Source organism: Luteimonas sp. MC1750 (assembly GCF_016615955.1).
Classification (GTDB): domain Bacteria; phylum Pseudomonadota; class Gammaproteobacteria; order Xanthomonadales; family Xanthomonadaceae; genus Luteimonas.
This window is the reverse complement of sequence record NZ_CP067113.1, coordinates 2,174,358-2,186,247: the sequence shown is the minus strand read 5'-3', so window position 1 is coordinate 2,186,247 and position 11,890 is coordinate 2,174,358. Positions and strand designations below refer to the sequence as shown.

Sequence of the window (11,890 nt, the reverse complement as noted above, 5' to 3'; positions counted from 1 at the left end):
AATGGGGGCATGAACCAGACCAGCCTCGACACCATCGGTACCCCGGGCACGCCTTGGGGTGCCGCTGAAACAACCGCCTGGCGCGCGCGCCAGCGCATCCAGCGCAGCTACCGCGACGATGTGGTCACCGCGATCGACGGGCTGCGCGAGCGCTACGACGTCGTGCAGTACGGCGAACTGGACTACGGAGCGGACGGCCGCTACCCGCTGTTCGCCCTGCGCAGCCGCGATTGGGACGAAGCGCTTCCGGTGGCCCTGGTCACCGGTGGCGTGCACGGTTACGAGACCAGCGGCGTGCACGGTGCACTGCGGTTCGCTGGCGAGGATGCGGGTGCCTGGGCCGGGCGCGCCAACCTGCTTATCGTCCCCTGCGTCAGCCCATGGGGCTACGAGCGCTTCCAGCGCTGGAATGCCGAGGCCGTCGATCCCAACCGCGCATTCCGTCCGGACAGCCCCGCCCGCGAGTCGGCGGCACTGATGGACCTGGTCGCGCCGCTGCGCGGCCGCGTGCTGGTGCACGTCGACCTGCATGAAACCACCGGCAGCGACGAGAGCGAGTTCCGCCCGGCGCTCGCCGCGCGCGACGGCAAGGCCTTCGAGCCCGGCACGATTCCCGACGGCTTCTACCTGGTCGACGACAGCCGCAACCCGCGCCCGGCGTTCCAGAAGGCGGTGATCGACGCGGTGGCGCGGGTCACCCACATCGCACCGGCGGATCCGGACGGCACGCTGATCGGCTCGCCGGTGGTGGCGCCGGGGGTCATCGAGTACGACGTCGTCGCCCTGGGGCTGTGCGCCGGCGTTTCCGGCGCCCGTTACACCACGACCACCGAGGTCTATCCGGACAGCCCGCGCGCGACGCCCGAGCAGTGCAACCTTGCCCAGGCCGTGGCCGTGCGCGCCGCGCTCGACTTCGCGCTGGCGCAGCACGTCTCGCGCATCGACGCCGGCCCGCGCATGTCCGAGGCCTGCATCCATGCCGGGGTCGTCCACCTGGCCGGCCAGGTGCCGGAAACCGCGGGCGCGGACATCGAGGTCCAGACCCGCGAGGTGCTGGAGGCGATCGACGCGCTGCTGCAGCAGGCCGGGACCGACCGCACGCGGATCCTGCGCGCGCAGGTCTACCTGGCCGACATCGCCGATTTCGACGGGATGAACCGTGCGTGGGACGCGTGGGTGGTCCCGGGCCACGCACCGGCGCGGGCCACCGTCGAAGCCCGCCTGGCCGACCCGGGCTGGAAGGTCGAGATCGTGGTCACCGCCGCCGCCTGAGCGCGGCACCGGCGCCCGGGCCCGGCCCGGTGAAGCACGGGGCGCGCAGCCACCGAAGAGGCGCTGCCCGCGCCCGACCGTTCCGCTCAACGCAGCGCCGGCAGCAGGGCCTGGTCGTCGCCGTCGTTCTCGGCGGCGGGAATCCCGAGCAGGCGCACCATCAGCGGATAGACGTCGACGTTGTCGATCGGATCGATGACCGCGCCCTGGCGGAACGCCGGGCCGCTGGCGATGAACACCGCGCGCATCGACGGCAGCGCCGGGTCGTAGCCGTGCGAGCCGCGCGTGCCGCCTTCGGCGCGCGCCGCCATCACCTGCGGCGGCAGCGCGTCCCAGCCCTCGTCCATCTGGCAGACGATGGCGGGGATGCGCGGATGCGTGCCGTAGTGCCAGCGCGCGGGCAGGGCGTCGCGACGCCAGCACTCGTAGTGGTCGTGGCGTCCCAGCAGGCGCGCCTCCACCCGGGCCTCGAAACCCGGATTGGGCTGCACCTGGATCACCTGGCCGATGCTGGCCAGGCGGGCCTCCTCCATCGTCACCATGTCGCCGACGGAAACCTGCTGTCCCGGCGGCACCGGCGCCATGCCGTGGTCGGAGACCAGGATGATGTTGGTGTGCGCCAGCCGGCCGCCGCGCTGCAGCCGGTCGAGCAGCTCGCCGATGGCGGCGTCGATGTCCGCCAGCGCTTCGCGGGCCTCTTCGGAATCCGGCCCTTGCGTATGCGCCGCGGTGTCGACGGCGTGGAAGTAGAGCGTGGCCAGGCGCGGGCGCGTCGCCTCGCCTTCCAGCAGCCAGTCGGCCACCGTGGCCGCACGCTCGGCGGCCGGGACCGACTCCTCGTACACGTGCCAGCGCGTGGGCCGCACGCCGGCCACTTCGGCTTCCGAGCCGGGCCAGAACATCGTGGCCGTGGGCAGGCCGGCCTTCTCCGCGCCCACCCAGATCGGCTCGCCGCCCCACCAGTCGCTGGTGCCCACCGCGTCGCGGTCGGAGAGGCGGAAGGTGCCGAGCTCGGCGTCGTGCATCGAGTTGTGGACGATGCCATGGCGGTCCGGGCGCAGGCCGGTGGCGATGGTGTAGTGGTTGGGGAAGGTGAGGCTGGGGTAGGACGGTGTCATCCAGCGCGCCTGGACGCCGGAAGCGGCGAGGCGCGCGACGTGGGGCGCGTCCGCCATGTTGATCCGGTCGGGATGCAGGCCGTCGATCGAGATCAGGAGCAGCGCGGGCGTCCGCGCCACCACGTGTCCGGAGGCGTCCGCCAGGCGAGCGTCGGGCCCCGCGCTGCAGGCGGACAGGACGATGGCGAGGATGGCGGAAAAGGCGGCGCGCCCGGCCGCGCAAGGTGCGAATGGATGCATGCGCACATGATACGGCCCGCGAATGACGGCTTCGATGGCTCGCATGCATCTGAAAGCCTCGTCAGACTTCTCTGTTCTCTGGCCCAAGTCACACAAATGCAGCAAGACCCGTATTGAACCGCAACCGGCGCGGGCGTAGCGTTCGAAGCGTGGCGCGAGGGGAGCAACAGGTCGCGCAGCCGCGGTGAACGTGGCGGACGGGGCAGCACGGCCGAGGACAAGGATCGTTCCGGCCGCTTTGATTCAGGGGTTTAGGCCAGGGAGAGGTGGAATGGGCAGGAAGCCCGACAGATTGGCCTGGGTGGCCGTGGTCGCGACGGCGCTGGCGGGAACATCCGCCTGCGCCGGTCGCGAGGCGCGTGATTTCAGCGGGCGCTGGGCGCCCGTGAACGCTTACGCGGTCACGACGGAAGCCATCCCGCTGGCCGTCACGCCTGTCTACCAGGCGTCGCCCATGGACGGCACGCTGCATACCCTGCTCACGCGCTGGGCGCGTGACAGCGGCAGCGAACTGGACTACCGGCATCCATCGGACTTCAGCCTGCACCAGCCCGTGCGTGGCGTGCGTGCGCACGCGCTTGCCGATGCGCTCGCGCAGCTGGCCCAGGCATTCGATGCTCAAGGCGTCGTCATGCGGCTGGAGGGTGAGCGCCTGGTGGTCGTGGCACGGGGTGCGCCGGGGAGCTGACAGGCGCAGCACATGGACGCGGGACATTGCACGGATTGCAGAATGTTCAAGCAGAAGCAGCCAGGGCCGGCGATCGGGGATGCGGTCGCCCGCGCGGTCAACTATGAAACCAGCATTGCGGACCTCGCGGCTCGCAGCGAGCGGCGCGCCTGGTGGGTTGCGGCCACGGCCTCGACCCTCGCGCTGCTGCTGGGGGCCGGCTATTTCAAGGTGATGCCGCTGAAGGAGCGCGTGCCGTTCCTGGTGATGGCTGATGCCTCCAGCGGCAACGCCACCGTGGCGCGGCTGGACGAGAACTTCCGCCATCGCAGCCTCAGCGCGAGCGAGGCGATCGCCCGCGCGAACGTCGCCAGCTTCATCACGCTGCGCGAGTCCTACGACGTGGCGATGATGAACCTGCGTGACTGGCGCGCCGTGCACGCGATGTCGGCACCGGAGGTCGGCAAGGAATACGCCGCGCTCCATGCGGCCAACAACCCGTCAAGCCCGTTCAGTACCTATGGCCGGAGCCGCGCCATCCGCGTGCGGATCCTGAGCATCCAGCTCATCGATGGACCCGATGGCATCCCGAGCGGCGCGACCGTGCGTTTCCAGCGCAGCGTCTACGACAAGGCCAGCGGTGCCACCCGGCCGCTGGACAGCCGCATCGCGACGCTTGGCTTCGGCTACAACCTGGCGCTGCGCATGGACGAACCGGACAGGCTGGAGAACCCGCTGGGCTTCCAGGTCACCAGCTACCGCGTCGACGCCGATTTCGCGGCCGTGCCTCCTGCGGAGAGCGAGCCGGAAGTCTTCAGCAGCGCGCCTTCCGCGGAAGAGCCGGTAAACCCCCTGCCGGTCATGGGCGACGGGCCGGCGGTGTCGGCGCAAGCGGAGGGCGCACCATGAAATCGTTCCTCGCCGGGTTGGTGCTCTGCGCAGGCCTGCTCTCGCCTCCGGCAGCCACTGCGCAGCAGGGCGCTGCGCCTCCGCAGGTGGATACCTTCGACTACGTCCCCGGCGGCATTTACCCGGTGCGCACCGCGTTGGGCATCACCACCCAGATCGAACTCGATCCGGCGGAAGAGATCCTCGACTTCAGCACCGGATTCAGCAGCGGCTGGGACCTGACTCGGCGCGGGAATGTGTTCTACCTCCGCCCCCGGGATGGCGACGTCGACACCAACATGCTGGTGCGCACGCGCGCGCATGCCTACATCTTCGAACTGAAGGTGGTGGCCGCGGACTGGACCAGTCTCGACCAGGTCCGGCGCGCCGGGGTGCAGTACCGCGTCGGCTTCCGCTATCCGGCCGACGCGGCATTCGGACCCGCGGAGGAAGCGGCCGCGCCCGTCGAGCCTGGACAAAGCACGGCCCTGTCGCCGGACAGGCTCTACAACTTCGATTACGACGTGGCGGCCCGCCGGGCGCCGCCCTGGCTCGTGCCGATGCACGTCTACGACGATGGCCGCTTCACCTATCTGCGCATGAGCCGCCAGGTGGCGCTGCCGACGGGGACCTTTCCGGCCGTGTTCGGACGGAGCAGCCGGGACGGGGACGAGTTCGTGGTCAACACCACCGTCGAAGGCGATGTGCTCATCGTGCACGGCACCTGGCCGTTCCTCGTGGTGCGCCATGGCGATGACGTGGTTGGAATCAGGAGGACGGCGCGATGACGGCATCGAGCGAGCAGGGGGCTGCAGGACCTGGTCACTATGCGGCGCGTCAGGCCGCGCCCGACCTGGACGCATCGGCCCCCGTGCTGCGGCCGGAGGACGTGCAGCGGCTCAACCGCAAGGCGCTGGTGTTCCTCGCGGCGATCGTCCTCCTGCTGGTGCTCGCCATCGTCGGCATGCTCCGTGCGGTTGGCGGCGACGAGGCGGCCACGCAGGCGCCACGCGAGCAGGAGGTCGTGATTCCGGAGCTGCCGCGCATCGGCGTGACAGCCGAACCGTCGCTGCCGCCCGTGCCGATGCCGATGGAGCCCGTGCCCGTCGTGCCGCTGCCTTCCGGTGAACCGTCGACGCTGCGGCCGTCGCCCTGGAGCATGCCTTCACCGTCGCTTGTGCAGGCTCCGTCCGGACCGAGCCTCCGTGATCGCCGCAGCAGCACCACCGATACGAGCCAGGCATCCAACCCCTATATGCAGGCGATGCTGGCCGGCCTGCCCGGCGCCGAGACGCAGGATACGGAGGCGCCCGCAGCGGCTGCGACCACGGCGGCACGCCCCATCGCCCGGCCGGACGCGCTGCTGGTGCGCGGGACCTACATCCGCTGCGTGCTGGAAACACGCATCGTCACCGACGTGCCGGGTTTCACCTCGTGCGTGGTGACCGAACCCGTGTATTCGATCAACGGTCGCCGCCTCCTGCTGCCAAGCGGCTCCAAGGTGCTTGGTCGCTATGACTCGGAACCGCTGGGCCCCCGCGTGGCCGTGGTCTGGGACCGCATCACCACGCCCAACGGGATCGACATCAGCATGGCAAGTCCGGGAGTGGACGGCCTGGGCGGGGCCGGTCATCCCGGCCACTACAGCGCGCACTGGGGTTCGAGGATCGGCTCTGCGCTGCTGGTCAGCCTGGTCAGCGATGCCTTCAAATATGCGGCAGCCAAGGAGGGCCCAGCCAGCACGGTGATCGGAGAAGGTGGGGTTGTGCTGCAGTCTCCCTATGAAAGCAGCACCGCGCGCACGCTGGAGCGGCTCGCCAACCAGGCGCTGGACAACCGCCGGCCTCCGACCGTCACGATCCGACAGGGCACGCTGCTCAACGTCTACGTGGCCCGTGACGTGGACTTCTCCGCGGTCGTGGCGCGACTGTGATGGCCGTTCCTGCCCATGCGCTGCAGCCTTCCGGGGGCGCCGCCTTCCTCGACTACCAGTACCAGGCGCTGGGCATCGCGGCGTACATGGATGCAACGGATGTCACCGAGATCTGCATCAACCGCCCGGGTGAAGTCTGGCTGGAGCGGCGCGGCGGCTGGCAGCGCGTGGCGGTGCCCGGCCTGAGCCTGGAACGGGCGCGCCAGTTCTGTACGGCCGTCGTGAACGAAAGCGACACCGGCCAGCGCATCACCGACGCGGAGCCCGTGGTCTCGCTGACCTTTCCGACCGGTCAGCGTGCGCAGTTCGTGATTCCGCCCGCGTGCGAGGCTGGCGCGGTGTCCATCACCATCCGGCTTCCGTCACGCCAGGTCCGTCGGCTGGATGACTATGAGTCGGAAGGGTTCTTCGCGTCGATGCGCTCCGGACGCGGCACGTGCAAGGACGACGACGCGCTGCTTGAACTCCATTCCGCTGGCCGCCATGCGGAGTTCTTCCGGCGTGCGGTGCAGCTGCGACGGAACATCGTCGTCTCCGGCGCAACCGGAAGCGGCAAGACCACGCTCATGAAGGCGCTGGTGGAGCACATTCCGGCCAACGAGCGCCTGGTCACCATCGAGGACGCCCGTGAACTGTTCATCAGCCAACCCAACGCCGTGCACCTGCTGTATTCGAAGGGCGGGCAGGGGACTGCGAAGGTGACGGCCAAGTCCTGCATGGAGGCGTGCCTGCGCATGAAGCCCGACCGCATCATCCTGGCCGAGCTGCGCGGCGACGAGGCGTTCTACTTCATCCGCAACTGCGCGTCGGGGCATCCCGGCTCGATCACCAGCTGCCATGCCGGAAGTACATCGCAGACCTGGGACCAGCTGGCACTGATGGTGAAGGCCTCCGACGAAGGCGCGGGCCTTGAGTTCGACACCATCCGTCGCCTGCTCGCCATGACCATCGACATCGTCGTCCATGTCAGCGCCCACGGGGGGCATCGGCATATCACCGGGGTCGAGTTCGGAGCTTCGCTCGCGAAGGCGGCGGGCAAGGGAGGCGCTGCATGATCCCCGGCCTCGAAATGCTGGCCTGCCAGGAACTTGCGGTCCCCATGGACGTCATGGAGCACGTCGTCCGCGTGGAGTCGTCGTTCAATCCCTACGCCATCGGCGTCGTGGGTGCCCGGCTGGAGCGGCAGCCGCGCAGTCTCGAGGAAGCCGTGGCGACGGCGGCACGTCTGGAGCGCGAGGGCTACAACTTTTCGCTCGGCCTGGCGCAGGTGAACCGCCACAACCTGGCGCCCCAGGGACTCGACAGCTACGAGAGGGCGTTCTCCGCCTGCGAAAACCTGGCGGCCGGGTCACGGATACTTGCGGACTGCCACGTCCGTGCCGGGGGCCACTGGGGCAAGGCCTTCAGCTGCTACTACTCCGGCAACTTCGTCCGCGGCTTCCGCGACGGATACGTGCAGAAGATCCAGAGCTCGATCCAGGCTGCCGGGCGGGTGAACGGACTGGACGCCGCGGCCATCCCGGTCCTTGGAAATCGTGGAGCGACGGCTCCGGGCCCGGGGCTGGCGAGTCTTCGCGAGCGACGCGGCCGGGCCGACGGTCCGCCAACGGGGCCGGCCTTGGAGATGGACACGCCGCCGGTGCCCGCGAAGCACTCCCAGCCCGGGTCGGACGAACGTTCACCCGACGGCCCATTCGTGCCGCACGTCACCGGGGGACACCCGCCAGCGTCGCCGCCTGCCGCCGCTGTGCCGGCGCCAGCGGCCGGCGCCCAGCTTGCCGATTCCGCCTTTGTCTTCTGATTCAAGCCGCAGCAGGACGCTCGGTCCCAGTCACCACCAACGCAAGGACGCCTCATGAACACCTGGATCCAACGCACCGGCTTCGTCAGCAGCCTGCAGCGCAGCCGCCCCCACCCCCGACCGTCCGCAGGCATGCTGGCGGCCCTCGGCATGGCGCCGGGCTGGGCATTCGCGCAGGCCTTTGGAGGCGCCGACGCAAAGGTCTGCGGCTTCTTCGACAACGTCAACGGCCTGCTGAACATGGCATCGATCGCCGTGGTCACCATCGCGATCATCTTCGCCGGGTACCAGATCGCCTTTGCGCACAAGCGGATTTCAGACGTCGCACCCATCCTCGTGGGCGGGCTGCTGATCGGTGCCGCGGCCCAGATCGCCCGGATGCTGCTGGGACCCGAAGCGGGCGAGTGCACGGCGATGATCGATGCGGTGCTGCCGGTGTTCCATGCGTAGGGACGTGCTCTTCCGCGGCTGCACCCGGCCGGCGATGTTCCTGGGCGTGCCCTACGTCCCGTTCTTCGTCGGGGCAGGCGCGTGCCTGTTGCTGGCCGTCTACGTGAACCTGCTCCTGCTGGTGCTGATGCCGCTCGTGGTCCTGGGCATGCGCCAGATGGCCCGGCGCGACGAGATGATCTTCAGGCTGATCGGCCTGCGCTGGCAGCTCCTGGCCAAGGTGCGAAACCGCCATGTGCGCCGCGGTGACTGGTCGTTCGCGCCGCTCGCCGGACGCGGGGCCGGAGGCCGGCGGTGAACGCGCGCGCAGCCGACGCCGCGATTGGCGAGTTCGTCCCGCTGTCGAGCCACGTCGCCAGCGACGTGGTGAAGACCACGGGGGGTGACTACCTCGTCTGCTGGCGCCTGGAGGGGCTTCCGTTCGTCGGGCGGGAGGAATGGGATCTGGAGCATCGCCACGCCACGTTCAATCGCATGCTGCAGACGCTGCGCGCGCCCGACTTTGCCAACGTCGCCTTCTGGACCCACGACATCCGGCGGCGGCGGCGCATCGACGGGGGAGGACGTTTCAAGGGCGCCTTCAACCAGGCGCTCTCGGACGCCTACTTCCACAAGCTCGCTGCGCGGGAGGCGCTGCAGAACGACCTCTACCTGACCATGGTCTACCGGCCGGTCGTGGCCGGGCGGCGGCTGGTGGAACGGTCGTCCGACATCGGCCGGCTCGCCGCGGCCCAACGGCAGGCGACGGACCGCCTGCATGAGCTCGCGGGCAACGTGGAAGCCGTGCTCAAGGACTATGCGCCACGGCGGCTGGGCATGTACGAGCGCGAGAACGGCGTCGTCTTCTCCGAGGTGCTCGAGCTCTTCGGCTACATCATCAACCGCCTGGACGAGCCGGTGCCGGTCCTCGCGGCGCCGGTCGCCAACTACCTCGCCGTCAGCCGGCACACGTTCTCGGCCCGGACGGGGGACTTCGTCGTGGCCCTGCCGGAAGGGCAGTACGCGTACGGCGCCCTCCTCACCATCAAGGAATACAGCGAGGCGACCTGGCCCGGGATCCTGAACGGGCTGAAATACCTGGACTTCGAGTACGTGCTGACGCAGTCGTTCAGTCCCATGGGGCGCCAGGACGCGCTGCGCGTGCTCGACCGGACCAAGGGCATGATGGTCTCCTCGGGCGACCGCGCCGTCAGCCAGATCGTCGAACTTGACCAGGCGATGGACCAGCTTGCCTCCGGCAATTTCGTGCTGGGCGAGTACCACTTCAGCCTCGCGGTGCACGCACAGAACCAGGAGGACCTCTCGCGCAACATCGCCGAGGCCCGCGCCGAGCTGTCCAATGCCGGCTTCGTGTCGGCGAAGGAGGACCTGGCGGTGGCATCGGCGTTCTACGCGCAGTTGCCCGCGAACTGGCGCTACCGGACCCGGCTGGCCAACGTGAGTTCGCTCAACTTCCTCGGCCTGTCGCCGCTGCACAACTTCGCCAGCGGCAAGGCGTCGGGGAACCCCTGGGGCGAGTGCATCACCACCCTGCAGGCGAGCAACGGCCAGCCCTACCACTTCAACTTCCACGCCACGCACCCCGCCGAGGATTCGCTCGGCGAGAAGGCCCTCGGGAACACCCTCGTCATTGGCAAGTCCGGCACCGGAAAGACCGCCCTGGTCAACTTCCTGCTGGCACAGTCGCAGAAGCTCGACCCTGCGCCGACGGTGTTCTTCTTCGACAAGGACCGTGGCGCGGAGATCTTTGTCCGGGCCTGTGGCGGGAACTACCTCGCTCTCGAGAACGGTCAGCCCACCGGCTTCAATCCGCTGCAGTGCGAGCGGAGCGAGGCGAACGTGCAATTCCTTGCCGACCTGGTGAAGCTGCTCGCCGGCAAGCCGGCCTACACCGCACGCGAGGAGGAGGACATCTTCCGCGCCGTCGACGGCATGCTGGACACGCCTGCACACCTGCGCAGCATCGCGAACCTGCAGAAGAGCCTTCCCAACATGGGTGACGACGGCCTCTACGCGCGGCTGCGCCGATGGACCTCCGGACACAGCCTGGGATGGGTGTTCGACAACCCGCGGGATACGGTCGACCTGTCGGGTGCGAACATCATCGGCTTCGACTACACCGACATTCTCGACAACGCCGAGGTGAGGGTTCCGGTCGTGCGCTACCTGCTGCACAGGCTGGAGGGCATCATCGATGGCCGGCGCCTGATCTATGTGATGGACGAGTTCTGGAAGATCCTCGATGGTGGCGGCGCGCTCAAGGAGTTCGCGCGCAACAAGCAGAAGACCATCCGCAAGCAGAACGGGCTTGGCATCTTCGCGACGCAGAGCCCCGAGGACGCGCTGGCGAGCGACATCGCCGCCGCCATCGTCGAGCAGACGGCGACCCTGGTGCTGTTGCCCAATCCGAACGCCAGCCGCAAGGACTATGTCGAGGGGCTGAAGTTGACTGACGCGGAGTACCGCGTGGTCGTCGCCCTGGACGAGCGCTCACGGTGTTTCCTCGTCAAGCAGGGGCACGCCTCGGCCGTGTGTCGGCTCGACCTGGACGGGCTGGACGACGTCCTGGCCGTGGTCTCGGCCTCCACCGACAACATCGGCGTGATGCACGCGGTGATGGCGTCGCGCGCAGCGCAGCTCGGGGTCGCGCAGGACGCGCTGGGCCCCGAGGACTGGCTGGAGGCGTTCCAGTCGCAGAGGAAAGGGCGGCGGTCGCCCGTCCTGGCACCATGAGGTCGTTGAAAAAAACCCCGTTCAATTCAACCCAGGGAGTGGGACATGCGTGACAGGGACGTCGCAGGGGCACGGAAGCCCCGCAGGTGGATGGCTGGAGTGGTGCTGGCGGCACTGGGCTGTGTCGCGGCGGCGCCTGCGTCCGCGCAGTGGGCCGTCGTGGATCTTCCCCACACGGTCAAGACGGCGCTGGGATGGGTTGCGCAGTACCAGCAGATGATCGAGGACTACAAGCAGCAGGGCGAGCAGCTCCGGTCGCTGGACAAGCAGTTCGAGCAGTCGCTGGTGACCGGCCAGGGCTACGACGGAGAGAAGGGTCATCGCGAGAACTTCAGGGAGATGGCCGCGGACGAAGGCGTGGCCGAGCGCTGCGGGACCACGGCTCCGAAAGCTCCCAAGGGGGCGGAACTGCATGCGTACTGCGTGTCGATCGTGCGCACCGAGAACCGGCGCTTCAATGCCCTGGTCGCGATGCTGGACGACGTCAACGCACGCGACCAGGAGCTGAGGGCGGCCTACGAGGAGCGCAACGGCATCCGCGAGGAAGAGGAGGGCAAGCTGGCATCCAATACCAATCGCATCCTCTCGATCCAGGGCCAGCTGCAGAACGACGTCCAGAGCGGCGAGCGGCTGACCAGCGCCTACGATTCCGCGCTTCGAGGGCTGCGGGACAACCACGTCCGGCTTGCGAACGAGGCGCTCGGGAGCGGCTCCGCCACCGATCCGCTGGTGCAGGGCGCGCTGCTGAAGCTGGCCCTGCGCGGCGCGCGCGAGCGCGAACGGTAGGG

Annotated in this window: 12 protein-coding genes and 1 pseudogene; 12 read left to right on the top strand and 1 reads right to left on the bottom strand. The window is 69.0% G+C overall.

From position 1 onward, the window contains the following. Window positions 1–9 precede the first annotated feature (9 nt). Both JGR68_RS10235 and JGR68_RS10230 read left to right on the top strand, forming a co-directional pair. Window positions 10–924, top strand: a pseudogene (locus JGR68_RS10235) (M14 family metallocarboxypeptidase); the annotation flags it as partial. After that, window positions 919–1,272, top strand: coding sequence for a RidA family protein (locus JGR68_RS10230; RefSeq protein ID WP_343225112.1), 354 nt, complete (start codon window positions 919–921; stop codon window positions 1,270–1,272). The pseudogene JGR68_RS10235 and the gene JGR68_RS10230, both read left to right, overlap by 6 nt. Window positions 1,273–1,358: 86 nt before the next feature. Here the strand turns inward: JGR68_RS10230 and JGR68_RS10225 are convergent, their stop codons facing one another. Next, a complete protein-coding gene (locus JGR68_RS10225) occupies window positions 1,359–2,630 on the bottom strand; it encodes an alkaline phosphatase family protein (RefSeq protein WP_199359876.1) in 1,272 nt (423 codons plus the stop codon). Between the two features lie 271 nt (window positions 2,631–2,901). Between JGR68_RS10225 and JGR68_RS10220 the strand changes: the two genes are divergently transcribed. The 10 genes from JGR68_RS10220 (at window position 2,902) to JGR68_RS10175 (ending at window position 11,888) form a co-directional block, all read left to right on the top strand. Continuing rightward, on the top strand, window positions 2,902–3,318 hold the full coding sequence (locus JGR68_RS10220; protein WP_199359877.1) for a hypothetical protein: 417 nt from the start codon (window positions 2,902–2,904) through the stop codon (window positions 3,316–3,318). 42 nt (window positions 3,319–3,360) lie between these two features. Continuing rightward, window positions 3,361–4,206 (top strand): type IV secretion system protein, encoded by an 846-nt coding sequence (locus tag JGR68_RS10215; protein WP_199359878.1) that lies wholly within the window; start codon window positions 3,361–3,363, stop codon window positions 4,204–4,206. Then, window positions 4,203–4,973, top strand: coding sequence for a TrbG/VirB9 family P-type conjugative transfer protein (locus JGR68_RS10210; protein WP_199359879.1), 771 nt, complete (start codon window positions 4,203–4,205; stop codon window positions 4,971–4,973). The genes JGR68_RS10215 and JGR68_RS10210 overlap by 4 nt, the downstream gene beginning before the upstream one ends. Beyond that, the gene (locus tag JGR68_RS10205) at window positions 4,970–6,118 is read left to right on the top strand and encodes a TrbI/VirB10 family protein (protein WP_199359880.1); all 1,149 of its coding nucleotides are present in this window, start codon (window positions 4,970–4,972) and stop codon (window positions 6,116–6,118) included. Before JGR68_RS10210 ends, JGR68_RS10205 begins: the two co-directional genes overlap by 4 nt. Further along, window positions 6,118–7,173 (top strand): P-type DNA transfer ATPase VirB11, encoded by a 1,056-nt coding sequence (virB11, locus tag JGR68_RS10200; protein WP_199359881.1) that lies wholly within the window; start codon window positions 6,118–6,120, stop codon window positions 7,171–7,173. The genes JGR68_RS10205 and virB11 overlap by 1 nt, the downstream gene beginning before the upstream one ends. Next, window positions 7,170–7,919, top strand: coding sequence for a lytic transglycosylase domain-containing protein (locus tag JGR68_RS10195; RefSeq protein ID WP_199359882.1), 750 nt, complete (start codon window positions 7,170–7,172; stop codon window positions 7,917–7,919). The genes virB11 and JGR68_RS10195 overlap by 4 nt, the downstream gene beginning before the upstream one ends. 54 nt (window positions 7,920–7,973) lie before the next feature. Further along, the gene (locus tag JGR68_RS10190; RefSeq protein ID WP_199359883.1) at window positions 7,974–8,369 is read left to right on the top strand and encodes a TrbC/VirB2 family protein; all 396 of its coding nucleotides are present in this window, start codon (window positions 7,974–7,976) and stop codon (window positions 8,367–8,369) included. After that, window positions 8,362–8,667, top strand: coding sequence for a VirB3 family type IV secretion system protein (locus JGR68_RS10185; RefSeq protein ID WP_199359884.1), 306 nt, complete (start codon window positions 8,362–8,364; stop codon window positions 8,665–8,667). Before JGR68_RS10190 ends, JGR68_RS10185 begins: the two co-directional genes overlap by 8 nt. Continuing rightward, complete coding sequence (locus JGR68_RS10180; RefSeq protein ID WP_199359885.1) at window positions 8,664–11,102, top strand: VirB4 family type IV secretion/conjugal transfer ATPase; 2,439 nt, start codon at window positions 8,664–8,666, stop codon at window positions 11,100–11,102. The genes JGR68_RS10185 and JGR68_RS10180 overlap by 4 nt, the downstream gene beginning before the upstream one ends. Window positions 11,103–11,261: 159 nt before the next feature. Next, window positions 11,262–11,888 (top strand): hypothetical protein, encoded by a 627-nt coding sequence (locus tag JGR68_RS10175; RefSeq protein ID WP_199359886.1) that lies wholly within the window; start codon window positions 11,262–11,264, stop codon window positions 11,886–11,888. Window positions 11,889–11,890: the final 2 nt, after the last annotated feature.

Bases quoted from the DNA above. Each gene is read 5' to 3' on its own strand.
- JGR68_RS10225 (WP_199359876.1), bottom strand. From the start codon at position 2,630: ATGCATCCATTCGCACCTTGCGCGGCCGGGCGCGCCGCCTTTTCCGCC.
- JGR68_RS10185 (WP_199359884.1), top strand. From the start codon at position 8,362: ATGCGTAGGGACGTGCTCTTCCGCGGCTGCACCCGGCCGGCGATGTTC.
- JGR68_RS10215 (WP_199359878.1), top strand. From the start codon at position 3,361: ATGTTCAAGCAGAAGCAGCCAGGGCCGGCGATCGGGGATGCGGTCGCC.
- JGR68_RS10205 (WP_199359880.1), top strand. From the start codon at position 4,970: ATGACGGCATCGAGCGAGCAGGGGGCTGCAGGACCTGGTCACTATGCG.
- virB11 (WP_199359881.1), top strand. From the start codon at position 6,118: ATGGCCGTTCCTGCCCATGCGCTGCAGCCTTCCGGGGGCGCCGCCTTC.
- JGR68_RS10210 (WP_199359879.1), top strand. From the start codon at position 4,203: ATGAAATCGTTCCTCGCCGGGTTGGTGCTCTGCGCAGGCCTGCTCTCG.
- JGR68_RS10190 (WP_199359883.1), top strand. From the start codon at position 7,974: ATGAACACCTGGATCCAACGCACCGGCTTCGTCAGCAGCCTGCAGCGC.
- JGR68_RS10220 (WP_199359877.1), top strand. From the start codon at position 2,902: ATGGGCAGGAAGCCCGACAGATTGGCCTGGGTGGCCGTGGTCGCGACG.
- JGR68_RS10195 (WP_199359882.1), top strand. From the start codon at position 7,170: ATGATCCCCGGCCTCGAAATGCTGGCCTGCCAGGAACTTGCGGTCCCC.